Genomic DNA, 25,859 nt, shown 5'->3' with positions numbered 1-25,859 from the left:
CAAGCATCGCGCCGCCCGGCAAAGGTGTTAATGAAGTCCGCCACCGAGCGACTGCCAGAGCGTGATACGGTTTTCCAGGTCGGTTTGCTGTAGGGCGATCAGCGACGATTGTGCAGACCACAGCGAGCGCTGCGCGGTGAGTACCGTCAGATAATCTCCCGCGCCCGCCTGATAGCTGCGCGTGGCGACATCCAGCGTTTTTTGCTCCGCCGCCACGTATTCACGCTGGGCATCAAGCTGCTCGCTCAGCGTTTCACGACGCGCCAGTGCATCGGCAACGTCCTTAAACGCGCTCTGGATGGTTTTCTCGTAGGTGGCAATTAACCCTTTTTTCTCCGCTTGTGCGTAACGCAGCTGCGCCATATTGTTGCCACCGCTGAACAGCGGCAGGGTGATCGACGGCGCGAACGACCAGACTTTCATCCCATGGTTGAACAGAGATGAAAGTGAGTCGCTGCCGACGCCCGCGCTGGCCGTCAGTGAAATGGTCGGGAAGAAGTTGGCGCGCGCCGCGCCAATATTGGCGTTAGCGCTCAACAGGTTATGTTCGGCCTCCTGAATATCCGGGCGGCGCAGCAGGGTGCTGGAACTGACGCCCGCCGGGATCAGCGTGATGGCGTTGTCGCTCAGGCTCTCCAGCGTGCCGGGCAACAGGTTGTCCGGCACCGTCGTGCCTGCCAGCAGATTGAGCGCGTTTTTATCCTGCATCACAAGCGTCTGGTAGCTCGCCACGCTGGCGCGCGCCTGTTGATAAACCGCCATCGCTTCACTGACGTCCGTGGCCGCCGCGACGCCAACGTCCTGCTGGCGCTTCACAATCCGCAGCGAATTCGCAGCGCTTTCCAGGGTGGATTTCGCCAGGGCCAGATTGCTGTTATCCGCCGCCAGCGTCACCCAGGCCGTGGTCAGCTCGCTGACCATCGTCAGGCGCGTGTTCTGCGCGGTGAATTCACTGGCGAGCCAGGTTTCACGCGCGGCGCGGGAGAGACTCTGATTGCGGCCAAACAGGTCCAGTTCAAAGCTGGACACCGCGCCATTGGCTTCATCGCTTGTCGCGACGCCGCTTGCCAGCGTGCGGCTGCGGGTATGGCTCAGCTCTGCATCCACCGTTGGGAACAGGGACGCGCGCGTTTCGCCGTACAAGGCGCGGGCGGCGTCGATATCCGCAATCGCTTTTTGTACGTCGCGGTTGCTGTTGAGCGCCATCGTCACGACGCCTTTCAGGCGCGCATCGTTCATGACCTGCTGCCACTGACTCACCACGGCGTTAGCCTCGCCGTGCGCGCCGGGCAGCGTGGCCGGGACCGGAGCGTCCGGACGCTGATACGTTGGGTCTAACGACACACAGCCTGCGCTCATCAGGACTACGACTAAAAGAGAGAGACGAAACATTATGACCTCCGGTTTGCGTGCTTACCGGAGAACAGTCGTTTCACCAGTACGAAGAATAAGGGAACGAAGAAGATGGCCAGTAGCGTCGCGGCCAGCGTCCCGCCGATAATGCCGGTACCGATCGCCACGCGGCTGTTGGCACCTGCCCCGGTTGCCACGGCCAGCGGCGTCACGCCTGCGATGAATGCCAGCGAGGTCATGATGATCGGACGCAGACGCGTCTGGGCGGCACGCAGGGCGGCGCGTGTCAGGGAGTAGCCTTCGGCAACTTTAGCTTCGGCAAACTCCACAATCAGAATGGCATTCTTCGACGACAGACCGATGGTGGTCAGTAGCGCCACCTGGAAATAGACGTCGTTGTTCAGGCCGCGCAGGGAGGCGGCAACGGCCGCGCCCAGCACCCCAAGCGGGATCACGAGGATGACCGAAATCGGCACAGACCAGCTCTCGTACAGCGCCGCCAGACACAGGAAGACCACCAGGATGGAGAGGGCGTACAGGCTCATTGCCTGGCCGCTCGCCAGCTTTTCCTGCAACGACAAACCGCTCCACGCCCAGGTGCTGCCGGACGGCAGGCTGTTCGCCAGTTGCTCCATTTTGTTCATCGCCGTGCCTGAACTGGCGCCGCTGGCGTTTTCGCCCTGGATTTCATACGCCGCCGAGCCGTTGTAGCGCACCAGACTTTCCGGGCCATACTCCCAGCGGGTGGTGGCGAAGGCGGAGAACGGGGTCATGGTGCTGTCGCTGCCACGCACATACCACTTGTTGAGATCCGATGGCACGGCGCGATAGTCGCTGTCGCCCTGGATGTAGACCTTTTTCACGCGACCGCGATCGATAAAGTCGTTCACGTAGGTCCCGCCCCAGGCGCTGGAGAGGGTGTCGGTGACGTCGCTCAGGGACAGCCCCAGCGAGACGGCTTTGTTATTATCAATATCCACCTGAAGCTGCGGCATCTGCGGCAGATCGTTGGCGCGCACGGCGTGCAGCGAGCTGTCCTGGTTGGCTTGACCAATCAACTGGTTACGCATTTTCAGGAGCGCGTCGCGGTCGGTGCCGCCGCTGGCCATCAGCTCAAAGGTAAAGCCGTTGCTCTGGCCGAGGCCGTCAACCGCCGGGGGCGTCATGGCAAAGATGGTCGCATCGCGGATGGTGCTCAGCTCCTGCGTGGCGCGCAGGGCTATGGCCTGAGCGGTATTCTCATCGCCTTTACGCTCTGACCAGTTTTTCAGTGAGACGAACGCCATACCGGCATTCTGGCCGCTACCGCTAAAGCTGAAGCCTTCAATCGTAAAAATCACATCGGTATTGGCTTTTTCTTTGGTGAGGAACCACTCTCGTACCTGGCGGCTGATCTCTGCGGTACGCACCGCGGTTGCGCCTGCAGGCAAGGTGTACTGCACCATGATTTCACCCTGATCTTCGGTCGGCAGGAAGCTGCCAGGCAGTTTCAGCATGGCGAACCCCATCGCGCCGCAGAGCAGAGCGTAAACGGCCAGCATGCTGCCGGAGCGGCGCAGGGCGCGCAGGACCTTATTTTGATAGCCGTGTTCGGTTTTGCTGTAGAAGCGGTTGAACGCGCCGAAGAAGCCTTTTTTATGCGCAGCGGTGTGGCTCAGAATCGAGCCGCAGAGTGCCGGGGTCAACGTCAATGCCACTACCACGGAGAGGAACATCGCCGAAATGATGGTGACCGAGAACTGACGGTAAATTACGCCGGTGGAGCCGCCGAAGAAGGCCATCGGCAGAAATACCGCAGAGAGCACCAGCGCAATCGCGATTAACGCGCCGGAGATTTCTCCCATCGATTTTTCGGTGGCTTCCCGGGCGGGCAGCCCTTCGTCGCGCATAATACGTTCGACGTTTTCTACCACCACGATGGCGTCATCCACCAGCAGACCGATGGCCAGCACCATCGCAAACAGCGTCAGGGTGTTGATGGAGTAACCGAACAGCGCCAGCACGCCGAAGGTGCCCAGCAGAACGACCGGCACCGCCAGCGCCGGGATCAACGTGGCGCGGATGTTCTGCAGGAAGAGATACATCACGACTACCACGAGGATAATGGCTTCAAACAGGGTCTGAATAACGTCCTCAACGGAGATCTTAATGAACTCAGTGCTGTCTTTCGGGTAGGCCACGTCATAGCCTTCCGGCATCGACTTTTTGAACTCTGCGATTTTATCTTTCACCGCCGTGGCGGTGTTCAGCGCGTTCGCGCCCGGCGAGAGCATGACCGCCATACCCGCAGCCGGATGGCCGTTTAGCTTCGCGGTGGCGGTGTAATCTTCGCTACCCATCTCCACGCGGGCGACGTCGCTAATGTGCACCACCGCACCGTTAGACTGACTCTTCACGATGATCTTTTTAAACTGATCGACCGTCTGCAGACGCGACTGGGCACGAACGGTAGCGGTCAGCTGCTGAGCGTTCGACGAAGGCAGCGCACCAATTTTACCGGCGGAGACCTGTACGTTCTGGGCTTCAATCGCGCTCTGCACGTCGGACGGCATCAGCGAGTACGACGCCAGTTTCGCCGGGTCGAGCCAGATGCGCATCGCGTATTCGGCACCGAACACCTGCAGGCTACCGACGCCGTCCACGCGCGCCAGCGGATCCTGCATATTACTCACCAGCCAGTCGGCGATATCCGAGCTGCTGGCGGCGTCGGTTTTGTCGTATACGCCCATGATCAGCAGGAAGTTGCTCTGGGATTTTTCAACGGTGATCCCGGACTGCTGTACCTCGGTCGGCAGGCGCGATTCCGCCTGCTGGACTTTGTTCTGTACCTGCACCTGAGCGGTGTCAGGATCGGTTCCCTGCTCGAAAGTGACATTAATGCTTACCGACCCGTCCGAGCTGCTGGTGGAGGTGAAGTAGAGCAGGTTATCCAGCCCGGTCAGCTGTTGCTCTATCACCTGCGTCACGCTGTTTTCCAGCGTTTGCGCAGACGCACCGGTATAGGTAGCGGATATTTTAATCGACGGCGGGGCCACGTCCGGATACTGCGCCACCGGCAGCGTACGGATGGCGAGCATCCCGGCGAGCATGATGAGAATGGCGATAACCCAGGCAAAAACCGGGCGACGCACAAAGAAACGGGAAAACATCAGGCGTTTCCTCCGGTGGCTTTCATCTCTTCGGCTTTCACTTCCTGACCGGCGGTGACTTTGTCGGTGCCTTCCACAATCAGCTTGTCGCCAGCTTTCAGACCGCTCAGTACCAGCCATTTATCGCCGTAAGTGTCACCGGTTTCCAGTTGACGCTGTTCAACCTTGTTGCTTGCGTTCACCACCAGCGCGGTGGCGGTGCCTTTGGCGTCGCGGGTGACGCCCTGCTGTGGCGCGAGGATCGCATCGCTCATGATGCCTTCATCCACTCTGGCGCGGACAAACATCCCCGGCAGAAGCTGATGCTGCGGGTTCGGGAAGACGGCGCGCAGGGTGACTGAGCCGGTAGATTCATCCACTGCCACTTCGGTCAACGCAAGACGGCCTTTTTCGCTGTAGGTGCTGCCATCTTCAAGAATCAACGACACGCTCAGCGTATCGCGATTGGTGGTGAGGGTTTGCTTACGCAATCGCAGCAGATCGGCACTGGAGCGGGTCAAATCAACGTACATGCTATCCAGCCCGCGAATGGTGGCCAGCGCAGTATCCTGCTGGGCAGTCACCAGTGCGCCGGGGGTGACAGAAGAGATACCGATGCGTCCGGCAATCGGCGCGGTGATGGTGGTCCAGTTAAGGTTGATGCGGGCGCTCTCCTGCGCGGCCTTTTTTGACTCGACGCTCGCTTTGTCCTGCGCGCAGGTCGCTTTCGCGTCTTCCGCATCCTGACGCGACACACCATCGTCTTTTACCAGTTGCGCATAGCGTTGGGCTTTCTGACAGTCGGCCTGCACCAGGGCTTGCGCCTGCTTCAGCGCTGCGGCTGCTTCATCATAAGCCGCGCGGTAGCTGGAAGGATCGATCTGATACAGCGCCTGCCCGGCCTTTACTGTGTCACCTTCGATGAAGAGTCGTTTTTGAATAATGCCGCCCACCTGCGGGCGCACTTCGGCGCTCATCGCGGCGGTGGTGCGGCCAGTCAGTTCGCTGACAACGGAGACCGGTTGGCTCATGAGTGTCACAATTCCCACTTCCGGAAGAGGATGCTGGGGAGCAGATGTTTGCGCATTATCACACCCTGTCAGGAGGAGTAATGCCGCGATGGAGGTTGTTATGGTTTTCATAATCTTTTTCCAGGGTGAACGAAGCCTGCCCTGTAAATCGCTTAACAGGGAGGAGGGTTATTTAGAGCACAGCGATACCGCATCTCTGGCAGTGCCAGAAATGTAAAAATGGGGAATTACCTGTTCCCGCTAATTATTCACATGCGACTATTTCGCAGAGAAAAGCATATTTAAAATATTTTGATAAAGGGTCTCTAAATCTTCTGACGGTACTTTTAAGGGTGTGAGTCGACGGTAAATTGTTCCTTCGATCATCACGGCGGTAATCTCCACGCAGCAGCGAATATGCTCATCGCTCAGGTGGGGGAATTGCTTTTTCAGATGCTCACAGGCGTTAGCAAACATGCGGGCTTCGGCTTCGATCATCATGTTTGCCACCAGCGGATTGCGCGTGGCCTCTGCCGACATTTCGAGCATCAACGCGTCATCGTCTTCGTTAAGCGTCTGCCGCCAGGCAAGCGCCTGCGGCATCCCTTCAACCAGCGTTTTGCCCTGCATCTCCGCGATTCGTGAATCGATGATGCGACGGATCATCTCTTCAATAATCGCGTCTTTGTTACTGAAATAGCGGTAAATTTGCCCGACGCTGAGCTTCGCCTCGCTGGCGATCTGCGACATGCTGGCAGCATGAAATCCGCTGGCGCGAAAGCATCTGCGCGCGGCGGTGATGATCTCGTCCTGACGCAGTTTTTGTCGTTCTTCCAGCTTTGTACTCATCGTCGGCTACCTAAAAGTGAGAATGATCGTTCTCATTATACGATTTTGAAGTCTTCTGGGAAGACTTTTTTTATTTACATATTGAATGAATATTTCCTGGAATAAACAATGTAGAAAATAAGGAGTTTTTATGAAGGTTACGCTGTGAGATATTCAGACTGCGCGGAAAATAAGGAGAAACTATGCATCTGAGCATTAGAGATAACGTCACGGCCGAAGAAAAAGAAGAATTATTAACAGGGCTTCGCACCTATAACGGGCAATTTTTAGATCTCTCGACCTTTAGCGGCGATATTGGCGTTTATGTGCGAGACGACAAAGGCGTGATGCTGGGCGGCTTAATTGGCGTGCGCAAAGGCGACTGGCTGAACATTGAATACCTGTGGGTCAGCGACGCCGTGCGGGGCTCGGGCGTCGGCAGCCAGCTTATCAAAACGGCAGAGGACGAAGCCCGACGCAAAGGCTGCACCCACGCGCTGGTGGATACGGTCAGCTTCCAGGCGCGCCCGTTTTATGAAAAACAGGGTTATCAGCTGCAACTGTCTTTGCAGGATTATCCTTATCCGGGAATGCAGAGACACTATCTGACGAAAGCCCTTTAACCGCCGATCCCGCTACCCATCACGGCCAGCGCATGGCGCACAATACTCTCCGGCGAGAGGTCGCTTAGCCTCTCGTCGTTGCGCATTCTGGAGAAGGGCACCAGCACCAGGCTGAGCAGCGTGGTGAACAGCAGTTCAGGGGCCAGCGCCCGATTCAGTTTCCCTTCCGCCTGCCAGCGTTTAACGGTGGCGAGCGTCGCCTGATAATGCTCGTCGCCAAACCGCGCCTGCAGATGGGTGCGCAGTACCGGCATTTCGCCAATGACCTCCTGCATCCACAGTGGCGCAAACCAGCGATGCTGTTCCGCCAGTTCGGCGAGAACCTTGACCATCTCCGTGAGGGCGTTGACCGGTGAGTCTGCGTTTTCGACGAACAGCGCGCCGATCCTGCTGCGTAACGGCAGGAAACGCTCCTCTATCATCGCATCCAGTAACTGCTCCCTGGAGTTGAAGTAGTAGTGCAGCATCGCGGGTGTAACGCCGGCGTCTTTCGCAATCGCATTGAGCGAGGTGTTGGCAATCCCCTGCCGGGAAAACAGGTTCAGGGCGATATCCAGCAGCTGTTCGCGGCTGGCCGCTGCGCGTTTGCCGCCGCGCGGACGACCGGGGCGGCGCGGTTCGGAATTGTCCTTTTGTGCTGGCATGGTCTGAGGATCTCTTGATCTTATTCATCACTTACATGAATATTAATTATCTCATTAATTAATTTCAAGCGATCTCTTAGGGAGTCCGACGTAATGACTCAACCTGCGCAAAACGCGCCGTCGATAAAGCTGCTGTTCAGCGCGCTGCTGCTGGTGATGCTGCTTTCCGCGCTGGATCAGACCATCGTTTCCACGGCGCTGCCGACCATCGTTGGCGAACTGGGCGGGCTGGATAAGCTCTCCTGGGTGGTAACGGCCTATATTCTGAGCTCCACCATCGTGGTCCCGTTATACGGGAAATTTGGCGATCTGTTTGGCCGTAAAATCGTGCTGCAAATCGCGATCGTGCTGTTCCTTGCGGGGTCCGTACTCTGCGGGCTGGCGCAAAACATGACCCAGCTGGTGCTGATGCGTGCCCTGCAGGGGCTGGGCAGCGGCGGGCTGATGGTGATCAGCATGGCCGCCGTGGCGGACGTTATCCCGCCTGCGGAACGTGGCCGCTATCAGGGGCTGTTTGGCGGCGTGTTTGGCCTGGCGACGGTCATCGGGCCGCTGATCGGCGGGTTTATCGTCCAGCACGCGTCGTGGCGCTGGATTTTCTACATCAACCTGCCGCTCGGCCTGTTTGCGCTGCTGGTGATTGGCGCCGTTTTTCAGGGCAGCGCCAGGCGCAATAAGCACGAAATTGATTATCTGGGGGCGATTTACCTCAGCATGGCGCTGCTGTGCATCATCCTGTTCACCACCGAAGGCGGGACGATACGCCCGTGGAGCGATCCGCAGCTGTGGTGCATCCTGGCCTTTGGCCTGACGGGTATCGCCGGGTTTATCTATGAAGAACGTCTGGCGTGGGAGCCGATTATTCCGCTGTCGCTGTTCCGCGACCGCAGCTTCCTGCTCTGCAGCCTGATCGGCTTTATCATCGGGATGTCGCTGTTTGGCTCGGTCACCTTCCTGCCGCTCTACCTGCAGGTGGTGAAAGATGCCACCCCAACGCAGGCCGGGCTTCAGCTGATCCCGCTGATGGGCGGTCTGCTGCTGACCTCGATTATCAGCGGTCGCATCATCAGCCGCACCGGGAAATACCGGCTATTCCCGATCCTCGGCACGCTGCTGGGCGTGGTGGGGATGTGCCTGCTGACGCGCATTTCGATTCACTCTCCGACCTGGCAGCTGTACCTGTTTACCGGCGTGCTGGGTATGGGGCTTGGGCTGGTCATGCAGGTGCTGGTGCTGGCGGTGCAGAACAGTGTCTCTGTGGATCAATATGGCGTGGCAACCTCCGGGGTGACCCTGTTCCGCTCAATCGGCGGCGCGATAGGCGTTGCGCTGTTTGGCGCGGTGTTTACCCACGTTCTGCAGTCCGGCCTGGCAGAGCGTCTGCCGGAAGGGGCGGAGATGCCGCGCGAGCTTAACCCGACGGCGATCCATCATCTGCCGGATGCGCTCAGGCTGGGTTATCTTGATGCCTTCGGCTCCGCCATCCACGCGGTGTTCCTGCTGGCGGCCGCGATTATGGTGCTGGCGTTTGCGCTGTCGTGGTTTTTACGCGAGGCACCGCTACGACGCGGCCAGGCGCAAGGTTAAGGGTTCGGTTATTTATTGCGAGTCGCTTTCCTAATTTGACGCGTCACGCTTGTCTTGCCCTCTGGCGATGACGCATGCTTTGGCCTGGTCAATAAACCGACAGAGGTTGCCATGGAACGCAAAGCAAAACTGTTTAAAAGAGGGCGAAGCCAGGCGGTAATGCTGCCTGCTGAATTCACCTTTGATGCGGAGAGTGTTTATATCCGGCGGGATGACGACGGGAATGTGGTGCTGTCGGAGAAGTCCGCCAGCACCAGGAGCTGGGATAATTTTTTCAGACTGCTGGAAAACACATCTGTACCTGAAAACTTTTTGAGTAAGGAGGAGAGAAACCAGAGCATAACCAGAAGAGACCCGCTGGATGGAGTTCAGGGATGAGGCATATGCTGGATACGAATATTGTGAGTCATCTGTTTAAAAGGCACCCAGGCGTAATAAACAGAATGGCTTGCCTGACACCGGACGACGTTTGCATATCCAGTATTACAGAAGCAGAGCTGCTCTACGGTGCCGATAAAAAACAAAGCGAGAGGCTGAAAAAAACAATCCAGGCGTTTCTGAGCACCATCACCGTCTGCGACTGGGACAGCGAGGCCGCAGCCACCTACGGCGCGCTCCGTGCAGCGATGGAAAAGAGAGGCAACGTCATGGGCGATCTCGACCAGCTGATCGCTGCGCATGCCATCAGCCAGGGCACCACCATTGTCACGAACGATCGTGCTTTTCTGATGGTGCAGGAGTTAAGCGTGGAAGACTGGACGCACGCTGCCTGATGCTCTCCCCCTCTCCTGCAGGAGAGGGAAAATCCGCATATAACCTATCCTTCTTACTGATGCCTTTTCGTTTTTTAGCCAGCCGTCTCGTTGTCGATATAGTCACTGAAACGTTTATCAAAAGGATATGTCTGGTGAAACTTCGATTGGGTGCGCTGGTTCTGGCGGGGCTGCTGTTGGCAGGATGCGATCGGGAAGGCAGCGATGCCAAACACATTAAGGTCGGCGTGATTAACGGCGCCGAGCAGGACGTGGCGGAAGTCGCGAAAAAGGTGGCGAAAGAGAAGTACGGCCTCGACGTAGAGCTGGTGGGCTTTAGCGGCTCGCTGCTGCCAAACGATGCCACCAACAGCGGCGAACTGGATGCCAACGTCTTCCAGCATCGCCCGTTCCTCGCGGAAGATAACAAAGCGCACGGCTATAAGCTGGTCGCGGTTGCGAATACCTTCGTTTTCCCGATGGCCGGTTACTCCCGCAAAATAAAAGTGGTGGATGACCTTAAGGATGGCGCAACCATTGCCATTCCAAACGATCCAACCAACCTCGGTCGCGCACTGCTGTTGCTGCAAAAAGAGAAGCTGATTACGCTCAGGCCGGACGTTGGCCTGCTGCCGACGGCGCTGGATATCACCGCCAACCCGAAAAAGCTCAACATCATGGAGCTGGAAGGGGCGCAGCTCCCGCGCGTGCTGGACGATCCGAAAGTCGATGTCGCCATTATCAGCACCACCTACCTCCAGCAAACCGGGCTGTCACCGGTTCACGACAGCGTCTTTGTCGAAGATAAAAATTCGCCCTATGTGAACATTGTGGTGACGCGTGAAGACAACAAAGACGCAGAGAAGGTGAAGGAATTTATCCAGTCGTACCAGTCGCCTGAGGTGGCGAAGGCGGCGGAAAAAATCTTTAACGGCGGTGCTGTTCCGGGCTGGTAAGCCTCTTATACCGGCACGCGGGCATTAACGCGGCTCTCTGGCCAGAGAAAACCCTGGCCAAACTGCGCGCCCGTCGCACAGGCGCGCGCCAGATCCTGAGAGGTTTCAATGCCCTCAATAACGACCGCTTTTGCTATCCCGGCCCTGACGGACTGCACCAGGGCGGCAGGGCCCTCCTGCGCGTGGAGCGCGGAGCGATCGATTTTCACACCGTCCAACGGCAGCGCGAGGCGAACGTACTCCTCTGCCAGATCCCAGGTCAGGTCGTCCAGCCAGATTTTCCAGCCCGCCTGTTTGAGCTGGTTCAGCGCGTCATGGAAACGCCGTTGTTCAGCATCGTTCATCCGGGTAAGGGTGAAGGGGTCCTGAATCTCAATCGTCAGCCGCTGCTGATGGCGTAACCTCAGCAGTAGCCCAATCGCCCGCGCGTCCAGGAAATGTTCCGCCAGCAGGTTGAGCCAGTAGTGACCGGCCCCGGGCATCTGCAAAAGCGTGTTGGCCTGCCAGAAAAAAATCTGCAGCGCACAGCGGGAGGGCAAGGTGGCAAAGAATGCCTCCAGATTGACGTTCAGGATCTCCACGAGAACTTCATGCGCCACCACCTGACCAGAACGTAAGTCGACCAGCGGCTGAAACCGCAGCCCGGAGATGCGCTGAAACACGGGGGAGGGAAGAACGGTATACATGACGGCCCTTCAAAAGACGAAAAAAAAGTTCCCGCGGACACGGGAACAAAAGGCAAACGACACACGGTCAAATGCTTAATTCAGTATCCAGCGAATGCTTTGGTAGAACGACGGGCCACGCACGGCCTTAAGTTTGTGCATCGCATTGTTCTTGTAGAAGTAAACCAGCCTGACGTTACAGCCCAACTGGCGGGCGATTTGCTTGGTTTTAAGGTTGCAGGAATAGCCGCGCAGCACGCTGGCCTCTTCGCTGGAAAGCCTCGCCGGGGCGCGTTGCCGGGCAGTCATGCTCACGTTATACAGGCCGGAATCCGCCGGGGTCTGGCTCATCAGGATCTGCCACAGCGCTTTGATATCCCCCAGGGAGACCCTTTTACTGATCACGCCATCCACATGTTTATATTTTAAATAGCCGACGGACAGGGAATAAATATAGATTTTGGCCCCAGGTTGTTTCTCTTTCAGGCTTAAAATATCGTCATTGGTTGACACTTTGAAATCAAGCGTATTCAGCGGATCGTAAATAATAATGTCAAAGCGGCACTCGCTAAGCGCAAAATCGTCTATTTGGCTGAAGCCATGGAAAACGACCTCTTGCTGGGCATCCGGCTCGCGGTTTACCAGCCATTGCAGACCAATCAGGGTGAATTCACAGCTATCAATGACGGCCACATGAATTGTTTTTTTCTTTGGCATTGGCATTCTCCTTTTGCTGAAAGAATCAGTCCATATACAGAGAAGGTGACTGCTTCGCCGTATCGTAAAGAATAGCGAATCTCTTTTTAATATTTAAAGTCGATGGGGCTAAATGTAATTCACTGGAAATGACTGAGTAAAGAGAATGCTAATTATTAGGGGAAGATAAAATTGAAAAATCGTTTTAATGGGAAATATAATCTCTTTAATCTTTTATTAATCTGGTGCGCAGGTTTTTATCCTGTTAAATGCCGTTAAGCCAGGATTCGGTTGGTGTAAAGCAGTGCTAATCCACGGTTTTAATGGGGGTTTTAAGCGGTTTTCTTCAGAAAACCTCACGGGCGGAATACGGTTGTAAGGCGATTTTGTCTTAATGCTAAAAAGCCTGTTAAGGATAAAATAGAAGAAATTCTATTATTCTAATAAAGTTGTTCAGATTTTTAGCATTCTGAAGGATAAAATCCTGGCGCGTAAGAGGTTGTGAGCGAGGGGGGCATAAACTATCATCGGTTTTTTCTTCACCACAATAACTCTGAAATGACATGATAAATAGTGAAAACCCCGTCAGGGTGATAGTGTTCTATAAAATAAATATCTTTCAGGAAATAATATATTGTTCGCTTCAGAATATGCTTTCTGATTACTCGCTACATGTCACGCTCGTGGAAACTGCGGATAAGTTGCTGGAAGCGCTTGCTGAAAATGAAGTGGATCTTGTTTTTACTGAATTTAATTATCTGCTTAATCACAAGGAGTGGAGTACGGAAACCAGCAGCCGGTTAAATATGTTGTGCAAGACCCGAAACGTCAGGCGCGTTCTTTTTGTGCCGGAGCTGCACTATGGGCTGTTGAAGAAAGTGCTGGAAATGAAGTTTGAATTGACCATTAGCCTGCAGGATGACATGGCGGAGCTGAAAAAAGAATTACAGACGCTGATGCAAACCCAGGAGCAAAAACCGGTCGTCTCAACCTGGCTTAAGGGGGCCATGCGCGCCGGCGCGCGCTCGCGTTCGGTGCTGTCTGCCAGAGAATGGGAGGTGATCCACCTTATCGTCGAAGGCTATACGATCACCGAAATCGCCAGTTATCGAAATCGTTCCGTAAGCACTATTGCTACGCAGAAACATAACGCGATGAAAAAGCTCAACATTTCGAGCCACAGCGAACTGATTAAGTATCTGAACACCGTGGGGAAGATGGGAAGCTAACCTGGTGAGCCGGAACGCACATCATTCCGGCCAGGTCAGATCAGGGATAGATGATGTTCAACGTCGCGGAGGTGTTGATCTTGCCCTGCGTCACTTTCGCGGGAGCCCAGGCGTAGTAGTACGCCGCCATCGGTATCGTGAAACGTTCGCTCAGCGCCGCCCCTGCTGCCACATTGAAAATCAGGGTGGCATTTCCACGGCTGGTGGTGGATGTCGAGAAAGTCACGGGCGTCTGGGGCGTATCCTGCTTGATGAGCCGTAGCCCGATGCCCTGCGCAGCGCTACTGCTGCTGTCGACCAGCACCGAATTGTCCGTGGATGACAGCTGTGTGCTGGAGAAAAACATCTCAATTGCCCGGTCTGAATTGCCGTTCACGCCCACGTTCTGACAGCTCATGTTCAGCGTAAAAGGCGTCAGCCCCGGCTGGGCGGAGGCGCTGAGCTGGGGAATACCCAGCGTCGGCAGGTTTACGGTCAACCCGGCGTTATCAAAAGAGCAGGTTGTCAGCTTAGGCGCATATTTGATGGTCATCGGCTGGCCAAACATATCGCGGTTATCGTAGGGCCACTGAAAACCGTTGAACAGCCACTGCACGATTTTCACCATCTGATTGATCGGCCAGGTGATGATCTCCCAGAAGGACATGCCGCTCATATCGCTGACGAACATGACGTCGCTCATGTTGGCCGTGTCGCCCGTGAGGGTGGTGCCGCTTTGATTCACCAGCGTGAAGCGGACCGTAAAAGGGGTGTTCAGCTCGGCCGCGGTGTGGCTCCCGCCAGCCGCCAGCGTTTTATTGGCCTGGGTGCTGGTGATTTCCGCCCGCACCATGTACTTGTTATTGCTGAACCCCAGGATCGTGGCATATTTGCTGTCGGTAGAAAGAATCGGCGTATAGGAGAACTCGCTGTTGCCGGTTGTACAGTTAAAGGTACCGCTGTACTGCGTGGTAAAGCTCCCCGTCCAGGTTGGCGTCGCCGGGCTGAGCTTGTCCGATAAATCCACGCTGATCGGCGTGCCATAGACAATGCTGCCCCCGGAGCAGGTGGCGTAGCTGGCGGTACTCAGGCAGGCCAGCAGCAGAAAGGTGAAGAACCGTATCATAGTGATATTCCGTGATTAATGGCAAACAGAGGGCGGGCTGTTCAACCCCCACGCTGGCGAGGAAATTTCACACTTCCCGCCACGAAGATGAACGTTAAGCGTCTGCGGTGGCTGCTCGGCACGAATATAGAGAATGCTTGCCTGGCCGACGTATCCCACCGACTCACCGCGTTCATCCAGCACTTCGGTACCAAAAGGCAGCGGCTTGCCGTCCTGGCGCGTGGCCTGAAGTACCCAGGACTGACGTTTGTCGGTCTCAAAGCGGACGTAATTCACCGCGCCGTCATACGGGGCGACGTTTGCGATATTGCCGAGCACCTCTGCGCCCGTGCTGCCCGGCGTTTCGGACAAGGTGATAGAGTTTTTGCGATAAGGCGTGGCGTAGGGGACCAGCGCCACGCCGTCGTGGTTGGTCACGATACTTTCGTCGCCGTTGACCATCAGCCCTTCCGCCTGCGGCGCATCCACAATGGTCATGGTGGTGCCGGTTTCGTTGGAGGCAAGAACATGCCACGGGAACGCCACCAGGCTGCCGCGTCCGCTCAGCCCCGTTTGACGGTAGTCGGAAGATTCACTGTACGAGCCGCCGAGCGTCGCGAAGTTGGAGCGGTACGCCGTGTTAACGCTCGCGGTGTTATTTCCTCCCCGGGCGTTGCTGCCGGAAAGGGTGTAGCTCAGGCGGTTTGATTCCAGCGCGTTGCCGCTCATGCTGATGTTGCTCTGCTCATAGTGGGAATCGCTGGCCGTCACGCTGGAGGTGATCCACGCGTTATTGTCGAAGAGCGAGAACGGCAGGCTCAGGGAGAGGTAAAACCGCGTCTCCTCTTCGCTCTCACTGTTACGCACCCGGCTGGCCGACAGGGTATAGCTGGCGCGGCCAATGGCGTTGGAGTACCCCGCCTGATATTCGCGCGTGGTCTGCTGCGAGTTCCAGTAGTCGCGCTGTGTGCCGGAGATAAATACCGTGCCCCAGTTGTCAGCCAGGCGCTGGTTGAGGTTGAGCGTTAAGGTATTTTTAGGCTGGGCGGCGCGCAGGGCATCCCAGGTGCCCAGCGACATCTCCGGTGCAACGCCAAACTGGTCTTTGTAATCGTCGTACTGTTCTTTCAGACGTCGGTAGCCTTCGCGCGAATAGAGCGCATCGCTGAAGCTGTAATAGCCTTTGGTGGAGTAGCGGTAGGCCGCCAGCGTGAAGTTGGTGGCGGTGGTATCAATAAATTTGCTGTACGACACGCGAAAGCTCTGGCCGCTGTCGGTGCGATCCTGCAGCGTGGTTTTCGCGTGGGTGACATCAACGGAAACGGCGCCAAAGGGCAGGTTCCAGCCCGTGCCGATCAGCCCGGCCTGATAGTTATCGCTGAGTATCGTGCCGGTGTAGCCGGTAATAAGGTTATTAAAGCCGTAGCGCAGGGTCGCCTGCAGGAAAGCGGGTTCGGCATCAAGCGTATTTTGATGAACTTTACCCGCCACCACGCTGTACTGGCTCACTCCCTGTTTTAACATACCGGGCACGGCGGAAAACGGAACCGTGAAGGATTGCTGTGAGCCGTCGGCCTCACGCACCACAACCAGCAGATCCCCGGCTGAACCGGTGGGCTGGATGCTGTCGAGCGTGAACTGGCCGGGCGGGACGTTTTCCTGATAGATCACGTTACCGTTCTGGATCACCTTGACCAGCGCATTGGTGCGCGCCACGCCATGCACCACCGGTGAAAAGCCCTGCTGCGAGTTGGGCCGCATTTTCATGTCTGACGCCAGCGAAACGCCGCGCACACGAAGGGAATCAAACAGATCGCCGGGGATATAAAAGTCGCCCATCGTCAGGTTTGATTTGATCCCGGCAAGCGGGCGGCGCAGGTAGCGGGTGTTGTTTTGCCAGCTGCTGTCGCCGCTGGCTGCCCTGCGCCAGGTGCTGCTGTCGCGAAACTGCCAGCCGAGCAGGTTCGCACCGGAATCCAGCCCGGCATAAAAATCATCGTTGGTCTCTTTCGCCGACCCTTTTGCCCGGGTGTTGTACCAGGTGGTGTTCCACGAGAGCATCAGCGCCGGGATCCCTTCGTCCCAGAACTGCGGCGCAATGTACCCCTCTTCGGTGCGTAATATCGCCGCCTGCGGAACGGTAAGCGCCAGGCTCAGGGTACCGGGATCGGTTTTAACTTCACCGCCCTGCACCAGGTCGTGCAGCTGCACCTGACCCTGGGGGATGGCGGGCGCGGGCAGGGATTTTGTGTTAATCCCCAGCGTTTGGGCATCCTTCCAGGCAAGCCGGATGTCATCGCGCTGCTCACCGTAGGTCACGTTATAACGCCCCTTCCAGCTCCCGTTGACGTAGATATCCATCTCCTGCTTACCCGCGGGCATGGCGTTGTTTTCGTAAAAACGTGACAAATCAGACTCACCGGATGCGCCAGCAAGCAGGGAAGGGTCAAACGACACCGCACCTGATTTATGCGAAAGCAGAAGCGAGCAGACTGCCAGAAGATAGAGCCTGTTTTGTTTCAATGTCATGGTGAGTCTTTCCGGTCACTGGCTGGTGAAGGTCCGTGTTTTGTAGGCACCCAGATCGTCTACGTACATCAGCTGGACGCTCTGGCCGCGTTTAACCTCGTTTTTTGTCGCTACGGTCAGCTGCCCAAAAGGCGAAACCATCGGCGATTCCTCGAGAAGCTTATTTTTGCCCCGGGAAATATTGGCGACCGTAATAAAGAACGGGCTGTTATTGCTGATGCGGAATTCATGCCCGTTGGCGACCAGCGTCAATTTTCCCACGGCGTCATCAAGCGTGCCCGTCAGCGATGTCGGACGATAAAAAAGCTTGATACGGGACTTAATCGCCAGCTGAACGGTATTTTGGTTTTGCAGGTTTTCAGGTCTGGGTGGAATATCCAGAACGTTCAGGAAAAAGACCGATTCACGATCCGCAGGTAACGTTGCCGGCAGTTTTTTAATGCGAAGCTGTTGACCGTTATGTTCGTTGACCTTAATGACCGGCGGAGATAACAGGAAGGGAACCTTTGCCGTTTCCGGGGTTGAATTAATATCGCCGTCATCAATCCAGGATTGCACCAGGGAAGGCGCATCGCCGGTATTGATTAACTGAACAATCACCTCTTTATTCTTTTCAGGATAAATAATTCGGGTGCCGTTAATGACAATATTGGCCCATGAGTGACCCGTGCTCAACAGCAGCATTGCCAGCAAAATAGCCTTACGCATGATTAAAACCTTTACAACAGGCTCTGCCAGAACAGAGCCTGAATAATGTGATATTACAGATAGGAAATGGTGTAGGTAACGTTAGAGCTTAAATCACCAACCGTCGCCGCGGTGGCGTTGGTTTTATAGTAATAAACATCCAGGGTTAGGGTTTCTGAATCTGGTGCTTTGGCCGTTCCCATAATATCGGTAGTGTAAGGTTGGTTCAGTGAAATAGGGGTAGAAGAACCCGGTTCCACTAATGCAAAACCAACGTTACGGGCAACGCTGGCATCGCTTTCATTGACGCTGTTATTCAGCAGGTATTTTCCGTCGGTGGAGATATTATCCGCGCTTGAGAAGTACACTTTCAGCGGTGTACCGGTGGTGCCCGCCGCAGGTGAACAACCGGAGAAGGTCAGAGCGATGGATTTCTTATTTTTCGTAATCAGACCCACTGCGGTGCCAGCGTCTTTAACCGAAATTGGAGCGAGCGCAACGGTAAAATCAGCGCTTTTGCCGCCGTTAATGGTACAGGTGGTATCGGTAATGGCCCCGGTAAAGTTAATTACGCCACCCGCTGAGTTATCGGCGGCAACCGCGCTGGTAGAGGCAATGGCTGCGGCCAGCATTGAAACGGTCATGATCGATTTGAACATGATAAACTCCATAATGTTTGTTTTGTATAAGATGAATGTTATTTGCAGCGCAGCACGCGGTGACCGGGCCAGGCGCATAGCGACTTGAGATACAAGCCTTGACGAGATTATGTTGCATCAAAATGACACATAACAAAACATTATTCCGAAGAAACGGAGTAATCGAGATTATAATCTTGCTGTAAGGTTTTTTTTAAGATCATAACCCAAATGTTATCTTCCAAAGATTTTAATTAATGATTTAATAATCGTTAATTAATGAAGTTTTCTATATCCCCCCTCCAAATAATATTACATGACTTGACCCTACCCGCTTTAGACTTATTATTGCCAGGGAAATACAAAAACTTATAACAGTGGCGAAATAACATTATGAAGTATCTCATTGATCTTGCAATGCTTTATGAAGTGGACACCGGTATGATCATGGTTAATGGAGAAGAGGAATCTTCCATTAAGTTATCTAACCAGGCCGCACGTTTACTTTACGAACTTATCATCAATAATGGTAAAACTCTCGACAGAGATGACCTGATAAAAAAGGTCTGGGAGGAGCACGGCTTCTCGGGTTCTTCCGTCAGTCTTAATGTTGCCATAAGTGAAATTAGAAAAGCGTTTCGTATTTTGGGGCGCGATCCGATGCTGATTAAAACGATTCGTGGGAAAGGATTTAGCCTGGCGGCGCATATTGAACACCATACGGTAAGGCCGCCGGTGACGTCGCCCGTGCCCGAACTCCCTAAGGCTGAAGAGACGGATTTGCTTATTCCGCAGCGCGATCCCGATCCCCCTAAACGATTTCAACATTTCCACACCCTGTTTATAACGCTATGTGTGGTGATGCTGATCGTCATTGCCGGAATAGCGGGCTTTCTGATTTATCAAACCTCCTCCTCGGCGGACAGCCTGAAAGAATCTGACATTCATCTGCTCGGCAAAGTGGATCGCTGTACGGTATACCTGGTCGATAAGAACATGTTCGAGCCGCGACAATACTATTTTAACCGCGTGAAAGAGGTCATCGCGAGCCGGCACATCGACTGCGAGCATCAAACGGCTGATGCGTACTATTCAAATTTCAAAAAATCGCAGATGGAAAACTATTTCCTTGCGGTTTGTTACCAGCAGGATAGCGTCGATGACTATAAGAATTGCCTTTCTTACAGAAGCCTGACCGGGAGTTAAAATATGTCAAGGACCAAGCTTAGTGTGTTATTGGGCGTCGTACTGCTGCTGTCAATCATTGCTTTAGCGTTGTTTTACTTTATGAGACCTCAGGAGACGGGATTTGGCTGTCAGTCAGATACGGTTTCCTGGAAAACGTATTCTACGGGCGACTCTACCGATATGTCGTTAACCACGCTATTTATGTTCAACAGCACCGATGCGATAACAGTTATCCATAAAGGTGTGCTGAGAAAGGATGGCAAAAGTTATCTGATCGACAGAAATTACCTTCTCAGCGTCGAGAAAATTGACGGGAGTAATATCTACTATATTACCGATAAAAAGCTGAACAAATCTGAAGATGATGCGGCACCCGATGGTGTCGTCAACGAAATGTTGCTCGACAATATTAACTTCTTTTATATCACCAGTGTAAAAAGACACGCATGGCTAATTAAGGGGCTGGTTTTGCCTGTAATGATGTGTGTTGCTGTCCCCACGTCCTGATAATTTCTCATCAGATAAGAATCGATGAATATCTATTATCCACCCGGTGGAATATTTATTCATTATGTAACAACAAGATACCAGGGGTGTATTTTTATATTCATCTTTTCACGCAGGTGAGTGAATTTTTCTGTATTGCCTCGCTATTTTCGGGCTGACTATACTCCGCCTCGAAAAAGGGGCACCCCCTTTTTATACATGTGGATTCTTTTTTGAAGGACTAAATAAATGAACAAACTGAACGCTATCGTTCTGGGCTCACTGCTGTCTGTTTCTGCCCTGAGCGCGGTTAACGCTGCTGAAACCACGGCCTCTGCAACCTGGCAGGCCTCTGCGACGAAAGACAGCGAATCCGATCTGGTGGTTACCCCGACGCGTGCTCTGAACTTTGCCTACAGCGCAAATACCAAATCATTCAACACCGATACCGGTCTGTTTGATGTGGCCATTCGCGGCGATCACTCTTCTGCCACGACGTTCAAACTCGAAGCCATCCTCGACGATTCAAACAACACCCTGTACAGCGTTGGCGGTGAAGCGACCAAGCTGAAAGTGGGTGCTCGTTGGGGCGGAAACGACCTGGGCTCCGTAGGCGGTACCGTAGGGGCGAAATCTACCGCGTGGACCACGCTGGTTGATTCTTCTTCTAACACCGGCGTCTCTTCCGGCCTGTGGAACCTGACCACCAGCGCTGGCGCGGCGGCAGATACTGAAATCACCGGCCAGGACAAATTTGTCTTCTACGTTGATTCCGCTCAGGACAGCGCTGGTGCGAAGAAAGAGTTCAAAGACCTGACCAACAGCCTGTGGGAAGGTACCGTGTCCGTTGCGTTCCGCGCAACCTGGGGCTAAGGCCTGACAGATCCAGGGGCGCAAGCCCCTGTTTAGGGAAATATCATGTTTAGCCTCAAATCTGCCATTTTCTTCTTACTGTTCGTCTCCTCTTCCGCGCTGGCGATTAACGTCGGCAAAATCACCACCATTATTCCTGCCGACGCGGATTCCACGTCGAAGGAATTAAAAAACGAAGCGGACAGCGTACGTATTGTCTCCATTAGCGCGCAGCGTATCAGCAGCCCGATGGATGAAGGCGTGGTGATTAACCCCGAGAAAGTGGACGAGCTCTTGCTCACCCCCACGCGCATGGTGATGCCCGCTGGCACCAGCAATATCGTCAAATTTTACTACCACGGTAACGCCGACAATAAAGAGCGCTACTACCGCATCACCTTTGTCGATGAAGGGGTGAGCGAAGAGCTGGACAACGCTGCGCAAAAGAACGGTAAAGGGATGACCCGCGCCGTGGTGAGCACCATCCTCGTGGTTCAGCCCCGCGACAAAAAAGTCGATTTCGTATACGTGGCGGGAAAGATCACTAACAAGGGCAACACGTCGTTTCGCGTCAACGCAACGGGGACCTGCCTGAAGCCGAACCCGGAATCCCCGACCACGCCGTGTACTAAAAACTTCTACCTGATGCCCAATACCTCGCGTGCTATCGAGGATATCAACGTGACGGACAACCATTTTCATCTCGGAATTTGGGACCTGAAACAGTTCATTCCTGTTAAGTAAGGATGCATGGTGAAAAATAAATTAGTGTTGCCGGTGCTGATGGCTTGCGCATCCGGCACGCTGCCCGCGCTCGCGTCTGCCGCTCCAGGCTCCGTGGTTATCGCTAATTACCGTTTTCCCGACGCGCTTTATGGATTACTGGAGCAGGGGATCAAAATCCCCGTCTATTTAGTCAATACGCGATCAGAGGCAGCAACGCAGGGAAGCGACGGCAGCAATACGCATGAATACGTGCGCATCGGTGATGTGACCCTTTTCGCGAAAGATCTCAAGCTCGGGCTGCGTGACGTGCAGGTCCAGGAGTCTGATAACGGCATTCGTCTCTCGAAAGAGATGCGCAAACTGCTGAAAAGCATCAATAACAAGCAGTTTGACGACCAGATGCGGATCCCCGTCAGCGCGGGATCGTCGTTTACGCTCGATCAAAAGAAGATGCGCCTGCTGCTGAACCTGTCGAAGAACGACTATGGGGTGAATATTCGTCCACGCGAGGTGGATATCGACGCCCCCGAGTCGGACGACCTGAGCGGCACCTTCTCTTATAACCTCGGGGCTTACCACACCGAGAGCGGTTACGGCGACGGCTGGTCCTCAGGATATCTGAATGCGAAAAGCTGGATCTCGATGGGGGTCGATCACCTGCTCATCGACGGCTCAGGCTATGTGAACGAGAACAGCAGCGATACCCAGATGAATGCGGCCATGTGGGAGCGCGACTACCAGGGCATGCGCTACGCCGCAGGGATGCTCAACGGCTGGGCGATGCAGTCTCTCGCCAGCGTGAGCGGCATCGCCGGGGGGGAAGTGTACGGCGTGTCGGTGGGCAACCAGGCCAACTCGCGCAAGCGTGACAATACGCTCTCCCTGACGCCGGTGGTGGTGTACTTCCCCACGGCGGGTGAGGCGCGCATTCGCCGCGACGGCCAGCTGATCGGCATTCAGCGCTTTGACGTCGGCAACCATGAGATTGACACCAGCAGCCTGCCCTACGGAATCTACAACGTTGAGGTGGAAGTGGTCAGCGGCAGCCGCACCGTGTCGCGCAGCATGTACTCCATCAATAAACCCTTCTCCAGCAACGTGTCGGAAACGCTGCGCTGGCAGATGTGGGGCGGCCTCTACAGCCGCGATAAATCCGTCGTTAACTATAAAAAATACGCTAAGCGCAAAAACGAGCAGGACAACACCTGGTACTACGATTACAACACTAAACATAAAGACACCATGTCGCTGGTCGGGGCGTCGTTCAGCAAGCGCAGCGGGATGGTCGACTGGAATGCCTCGGCGTACATGATGCGCGAGCACGCGGTCAGCGAACTGTGGGCCTCGCTTAACCTGACGAACATGCTCTCGGTCAATACCCAGACGATGGCGGCCACCGATGGCACCTACCGTGCGAACTATGGCGTGAACCTCAGCCTGCCGTGGCAGATTGGTTCGGTCTGGTACTCCCACGAGCAGCTCTCCAGCGGCAAGTTCCTCGATATCTATGAAAGCAAGGGCAACACCTGGGGGGCGTCGTTGAGCTTGCCCTCCTTCGGATTACCTTCTGCGGGCAACCTGAGCGTGATGCGCCAGGAAGATAAAATGTATCGCTATAAACGCGATCAGCTGGATTATTCCCAGGGGCTGTATGCCGGGCGATACGGTACCGCGCGCCTGCGCGTCGGATTGTCGCGCAACAAATACGAAGGGTATTACGAAGAGAAAGATCGCTACGTGATGCTCGACTTCTCTATTCCTCTCGGAAATAGCGTGTCGGTGGGCGTTTCCCATAACCGCGACACCGGCACGGCGCTCAACGTGAGCGCCAGCCGCCAGTTCGACGGCGATTACCTGAAATCGGCCACCGCCAACGTCTCGAAGGCGTTTAACAGCACCTACGATCGCAGCGTGAGCGGCGGCGGCAGCGTGAACTTTGATACGCCGTGGAACAGCAACATCCTCAGCGTGCAGAGCGGCATGAGCAAAGGCTGGAACTCCACCCTGACCAGCGACGGCAGCGTGGGCTGGTCGAAAGAGGCCATCGCTGCCGGGAAAGGGACCGACAGCGCGGGGGTGATCGTCAGCACCGGTCTTAAATCCGACGAAGCGCTCACCCTGAAGCTCAATGGCCGGGCGGAGCGGATCAAAGGGGATAAAACCTGGCTGTCACTGCCTGCCTATCAGGCTTACGACCTCGAAGTGATGAACAGTGAAACCGGCACCGAAAGCTATGAGATTGGCGCGAACGCGCGTCGCCACATCACGGTTTACCCGGGTAACACGGTGGTGATGAAGCCGCAGGTGAAGAAAATCGTCACGCTGTTTGGCCGGCTGGTGGACGCCAACGGCTCCCCGATTGGTGAGACGCAAATCAAAAACCATGTCGGCCTGACCCGCACGGAAAACGACGGGCGCTTTGTGATTGATGTGGATAAAAACAATCCGATTCTGAGCATTGCCACGCCGGACGACAGCGTCTGTGAGGTGCGCCTGGACATCGAGTCCAACCGCGGCGCGCTGTGGCTGGGGGACATCTCCTGCGATAAGGGCAATTACGTCTGGCAGGAAGCAAAAGGAACACGGGAACGTGACGATGAAAAAGATATTCGCTCTTAATTTGCTCCTGATGAGCGCGGCGGCTCAGGCGCAGCAGTTGCCCTATTTCGCCATTAATAATCCCGACAACAACGGGACGGGTAATACCGCAGGGCTGTTTAGCCTGAACAGCACCTCGACCGCCTTTTTACACGGTTCGCGGGAGTGGCCTGCGTTGAGCGCAAAGGCCAACAACGGGGTCGCCACCTACATCCCGGATAACAGCTATAGCGGGCCTGCGGGCAGTGCGTTGACGATTAACTTTTCCGTCACCGGCTCCAGCGCCTCGCCGTTTTTTAAAGGGACGTCGTGCTCATCGAGCTGCGGTACCGCCGGCTACACCCCGACTACCAGCTACAGCGACACGTCGATGGTGGTGAAGCCGCCGGTGATGGAGCCGGGGACCTCCTATGGCCGCTGGGTGTTGGGCGATCCGTTCTTTAACGCGCTGCTCAACGCCGCGCCGGGTGACGAGGTGACCATTACCTCCACGCCGCAAACGTCGTCCATCAACAAAGTGACGACCACCAACACGCTGCACAAGGTGGGGACGATGACGATGACCAACTCCCGGGAGTTGGACCTGGGAATTGACCCGATCAGCGGCGAGGTCACGATTGTTGACGGGTCAACGGGGGCCGCCTGCACCAAATACACCCGAAATACAATATCGGGGGTGCTGTGCGACCTGATGGAATACACCTTTATCGGCGAGGATGTTACCGGCTACAGCCCCGGACTGGCGCTCACCTCATCACGCGTGAACAGCGTGCTGCAGTCGCACATGAGCGGCGGCACTGGCCTGGCCGCCGAGCTGACGTTTGATGAGAGCAACTGGTACAGCATCTCCGGCGGTATCCAGAGCGATACCCGCGTGCTGGCACAAACCTTCCTCGCAGCGCCGCAAAAAAACGGCGGCAAAGCCTACCTCAAAATCTTTTTGCCAAAGGCGCTGATTTTGAGCGTGGCGCAGGCGGGTGACGGCACCGGCATTGGCAATATCGTTAGCCTGTGCCTGACGCCGGGCAACAGCTCGCTGGCGGCGGACTTCTGCTTCCAGCCGGGCGGCGGCGTGGTGATCAACCCGATCGAGCCGGGGCTGGAGATTGTGCCGGATAACCCTGACTATACGCTCGACCCGAACGGTCTGGGCGGGTCCGGCACGGGGATCATTGGCGAAACGCCCATTGAGATCCCCTACACCATTACCTACAGCGGCGCACAAAGCGATGCTGCCGTGGCGGTAACGGTCAAAGTGACCGGGCCAACGCGGAGCCTGAACGGGGTGGATTACTGTGCCTTCAGCGGCAACGGTTTTACCGTCCCGATCCCGGGCAACGTGCTGGTGGGCAAAAGCCAGACGCTGCTGGCGCATAACTGCAAAGGCGAGGCCCTCCAGGTACCAGCACCTGCCACCCACGCGTCCGAGTGGGACAAAATGAGCTCCGGGGTCACGGACCTGTGGCTGTGGAAAACGCCGCTGGTACTGCAGTTTGTGATGGATAACCCTGTATCGAAAACAACCTATGACGGGAATGACTGGTTTGGCGAAGTAACCGCGCAAGGGAAAATAGACGTCAGTGCATCCTGGAATTAAACG

23 protein-coding genes are annotated in these 25,859 nt (G+C 55.4%); 12 read left to right on the top strand and 11 right to left on the bottom strand.

The genetic code is table 11. From position 1 onward, the window contains the following. Window positions 1-27: 27 nt before the first annotated feature. The 4 genes from I6L58_RS12380 to I6L58_RS12365 form a co-directional block, all read right to left on the bottom strand. Entirely contained in the window at window positions 28-1,392 is a 1,365-nt protein-coding gene (locus I6L58_RS12380) for an efflux transporter outer membrane subunit (RefSeq protein ID WP_088208954.1), read from the bottom strand. Beyond that, window positions 1,392-4,502: an efflux RND transporter permease subunit gene (locus I6L58_RS12375; RefSeq protein ID WP_088208955.1), complete on the bottom strand. Its 3,111-nt coding sequence runs from the start codon at window positions 4,500-4,502 to the stop codon at window positions 1,392-1,394. The genes I6L58_RS12380 and I6L58_RS12375 overlap by 1 nt, the downstream gene beginning before the upstream one ends. Continuing rightward, entirely contained in the window at window positions 4,502-5,623 is a 1,122-nt protein-coding gene (locus I6L58_RS12370) for an efflux RND transporter periplasmic adaptor subunit (protein ID WP_088208956.1), read from the bottom strand. Before I6L58_RS12370 ends, I6L58_RS12375 begins: the two co-directional genes overlap by 1 nt. Before the next feature lie 147 nt (window positions 5,624-5,770). Further along, window positions 5,771-6,340, bottom strand: coding sequence for a TetR/AcrR family transcriptional regulator (locus tag I6L58_RS12365; protein WP_088208957.1), 570 nt, complete (start codon window positions 6,338-6,340; stop codon window positions 5,771-5,773). Window positions 6,341-6,522: 182 nt separating this feature from the next. On the opposite strand from I6L58_RS12365, the gene I6L58_RS12360 reads away from it, so the two are divergent. After that, window positions 6,523-6,942 carry a GNAT family N-acetyltransferase gene (locus I6L58_RS12360; protein WP_088208958.1) on the top strand — a complete coding sequence of 140 codons (420 nt, stop codon included), beginning with the start codon at window positions 6,523-6,525 and terminating at the stop codon, window positions 6,940-6,942. Here the strand turns inward: I6L58_RS12360 and I6L58_RS12355 are convergent. Then, on the bottom strand, window positions 6,939-7,586 hold the full coding sequence (locus tag I6L58_RS12355) for a TetR/AcrR family transcriptional regulator (protein ID WP_088208959.1): 648 nt from the start codon (window positions 7,584-7,586) through the stop codon (window positions 6,939-6,941). The two genes, I6L58_RS12360 and I6L58_RS12355, sit on opposite strands and share 4 nt — an antisense overlap. Before the next feature lie 93 nt (window positions 7,587-7,679). Here I6L58_RS12355 and I6L58_RS12350 point away from each other — a divergent pair, with 93 nt between their 5' ends. The 4 genes from I6L58_RS12350 (at window position 7,680) to nlpA (ending at window position 10,881) form a co-directional block, all read left to right on the top strand. Next, a complete protein-coding gene (locus I6L58_RS12350) occupies window positions 7,680-9,173 on the top strand; it encodes an MDR family MFS transporter (protein WP_088208960.1) in 1,494 nt (497 codons plus the stop codon). A 111-nt stretch (window positions 9,174-9,284) separates the two neighbouring features. Further along, a complete protein-coding gene (locus tag I6L58_RS12345; protein ID WP_088208961.1) occupies window positions 9,285-9,551 on the top strand; it encodes an antitoxin in 267 nt (88 codons plus the stop codon). Beyond that, window positions 9,548-9,946: a type II toxin-antitoxin system VapC family toxin gene (locus I6L58_RS12340; RefSeq protein ID WP_006177650.1), complete on the top strand. Its 399-nt coding sequence runs from the start codon at window positions 9,548-9,550 to the stop codon at window positions 9,944-9,946. Before I6L58_RS12345 ends, I6L58_RS12340 begins: the two co-directional genes overlap by 4 nt. A gap of 134 nt (window positions 9,947-10,080) precedes the next feature. Continuing rightward, the gene (nlpA, locus tag I6L58_RS12335; protein WP_088208962.1) at window positions 10,081-10,881 is read left to right on the top strand and encodes a lipoprotein NlpA; all 801 of its coding nucleotides are present in this window, start codon (window positions 10,081-10,083) and stop codon (window positions 10,879-10,881) included. Window positions 10,882-10,886: 5 nt separating this feature from the next. On the opposite strand, the gene I6L58_RS12330 is transcribed toward nlpA, so the two are convergent. Both I6L58_RS12330 and I6L58_RS12325 read right to left on the bottom strand, forming a co-directional pair. Beyond that, complete coding sequence (locus I6L58_RS12330) at window positions 10,887-11,567, bottom strand: EAL domain-containing protein (protein ID WP_088208963.1); 681 nt, start codon at window positions 11,565-11,567, stop codon at window positions 10,887-10,889. A gap of 75 nt (window positions 11,568-11,642) precedes the next feature. Continuing rightward, a complete protein-coding gene (locus I6L58_RS12325) occupies window positions 11,643-12,263 on the bottom strand; it encodes a LuxR C-terminal-related transcriptional regulator (protein WP_042321296.1) in 621 nt (206 codons plus the stop codon). A gap of 662 nt (window positions 12,264-12,925) precedes the next feature. On the opposite strand from I6L58_RS12325, the gene I6L58_RS12320 reads away from it, so the two are divergent. Next, a complete protein-coding gene (locus I6L58_RS12320) occupies window positions 12,926-13,471 on the top strand; it encodes a LuxR C-terminal-related transcriptional regulator (protein WP_241493789.1) in 546 nt (181 codons plus the stop codon). 40 nt (window positions 13,472-13,511) lie between these two features. Here the strand turns inward: I6L58_RS12320 and I6L58_RS12315 are convergent, their stop codons facing one another. Genes I6L58_RS12315 through I6L58_RS12300 form a run of 4 tightly spaced genes read right to left on the bottom strand, consistent with a single transcriptional unit; the run spans window position 13,512 to window position 18,430 of the window. Continuing rightward, window positions 13,512-14,576 carry a fimbrial protein gene (locus tag I6L58_RS12315; RefSeq protein WP_006177656.1) on the bottom strand — a complete coding sequence of 355 codons (1,065 nt, stop codon included), beginning with the start codon at window positions 14,574-14,576 and terminating at the stop codon, window positions 13,512-13,514. Window positions 14,577-14,591: 15 nt separating this feature from the next. Next, the gene (locus tag I6L58_RS12310; protein WP_006177657.1) at window positions 14,592-17,084 is read right to left on the bottom strand and encodes a fimbria/pilus outer membrane usher protein; all 2,493 of its coding nucleotides are present in this window, start codon (window positions 17,082-17,084) and stop codon (window positions 14,592-14,594) included. 15 nt (window positions 17,085-17,099) lie between these two features. After that, the gene (locus I6L58_RS12305) at window positions 17,100-17,792 is read right to left on the bottom strand and encodes a fimbrial biogenesis chaperone (protein ID WP_088208965.1); all 693 of its coding nucleotides are present in this window, start codon (window positions 17,790-17,792) and stop codon (window positions 17,100-17,102) included. 53 nt (window positions 17,793-17,845) lie between these two features. Continuing rightward, complete coding sequence (locus tag I6L58_RS12300) at window positions 17,846-18,430, bottom strand: fimbrial protein (protein WP_042321476.1); 585 nt, start codon at window positions 18,428-18,430, stop codon at window positions 17,846-17,848. A 372-nt stretch (window positions 18,431-18,802) separates the two neighbouring features. Here I6L58_RS12300 and I6L58_RS12295 point away from each other — a divergent pair, with 372 nt between their 5' ends. The 6 genes from I6L58_RS12295 (at window position 18,803) to I6L58_RS12270 (ending at window position 25,856) form a co-directional block, all read left to right on the top strand. After that, the gene (locus I6L58_RS12295; protein ID WP_088208966.1) at window positions 18,803-19,615 is read left to right on the top strand and encodes a transcriptional regulator; all 813 of its coding nucleotides are present in this window, start codon (window positions 18,803-18,805) and stop codon (window positions 19,613-19,615) included. Window positions 19,616-19,618: 3 nt separating this feature from the next. Beyond that, window positions 19,619-20,104 (top strand): hypothetical protein, encoded by a 486-nt coding sequence (locus I6L58_RS12290; protein ID WP_006177661.1) that lies wholly within the window; start codon window positions 19,619-19,621, stop codon window positions 20,102-20,104. 228 nt (window positions 20,105-20,332) lie between these two features. Continuing rightward, window positions 20,333-20,956: a common pilus major fimbrillin subunit EcpA gene (locus tag I6L58_RS12285; protein WP_006177662.1), complete on the top strand. Its 624-nt coding sequence runs from the start codon at window positions 20,333-20,335 to the stop codon at window positions 20,954-20,956. A 45-nt stretch (window positions 20,957-21,001) separates the two neighbouring features. Further along, on the top strand, window positions 21,002-21,679 hold the full coding sequence (locus I6L58_RS12280) for an EcpB family pilus assembly chaperone (protein WP_006177663.1): 678 nt from the start codon (window positions 21,002-21,004) through the stop codon (window positions 21,677-21,679). Window positions 21,680-21,685: 6 nt separating this feature from the next. Beyond that, a complete protein-coding gene (locus I6L58_RS12275) occupies window positions 21,686-24,280 on the top strand; it encodes a CS1-pili formation C-terminal domain-containing protein (protein WP_006177664.1) in 2,595 nt (864 codons plus the stop codon). Beyond that, the gene (locus I6L58_RS12270; protein ID WP_088208967.1) at window positions 24,258-25,856 is read left to right on the top strand and encodes a receptor; all 1,599 of its coding nucleotides are present in this window, start codon (window positions 24,258-24,260) and stop codon (window positions 25,854-25,856) included. Before I6L58_RS12275 ends, I6L58_RS12270 begins: the two co-directional genes overlap by 23 nt. Window positions 25,857-25,859 lie beyond the last annotated feature (3 nt).

The sequence above is a fragment of the Enterobacter cancerogenus genome (assembly GCF_019047785.1).
In the GTDB taxonomy this organism is placed as follows: domain Bacteria; phylum Pseudomonadota; class Gammaproteobacteria; order Enterobacterales; family Enterobacteriaceae; genus Enterobacter; species Enterobacter cancerogenus.
The sequence above is the reverse complement of the archived record's forward strand: the minus strand, read 5'-3'. Positions and strand labels throughout refer to the sequence as shown.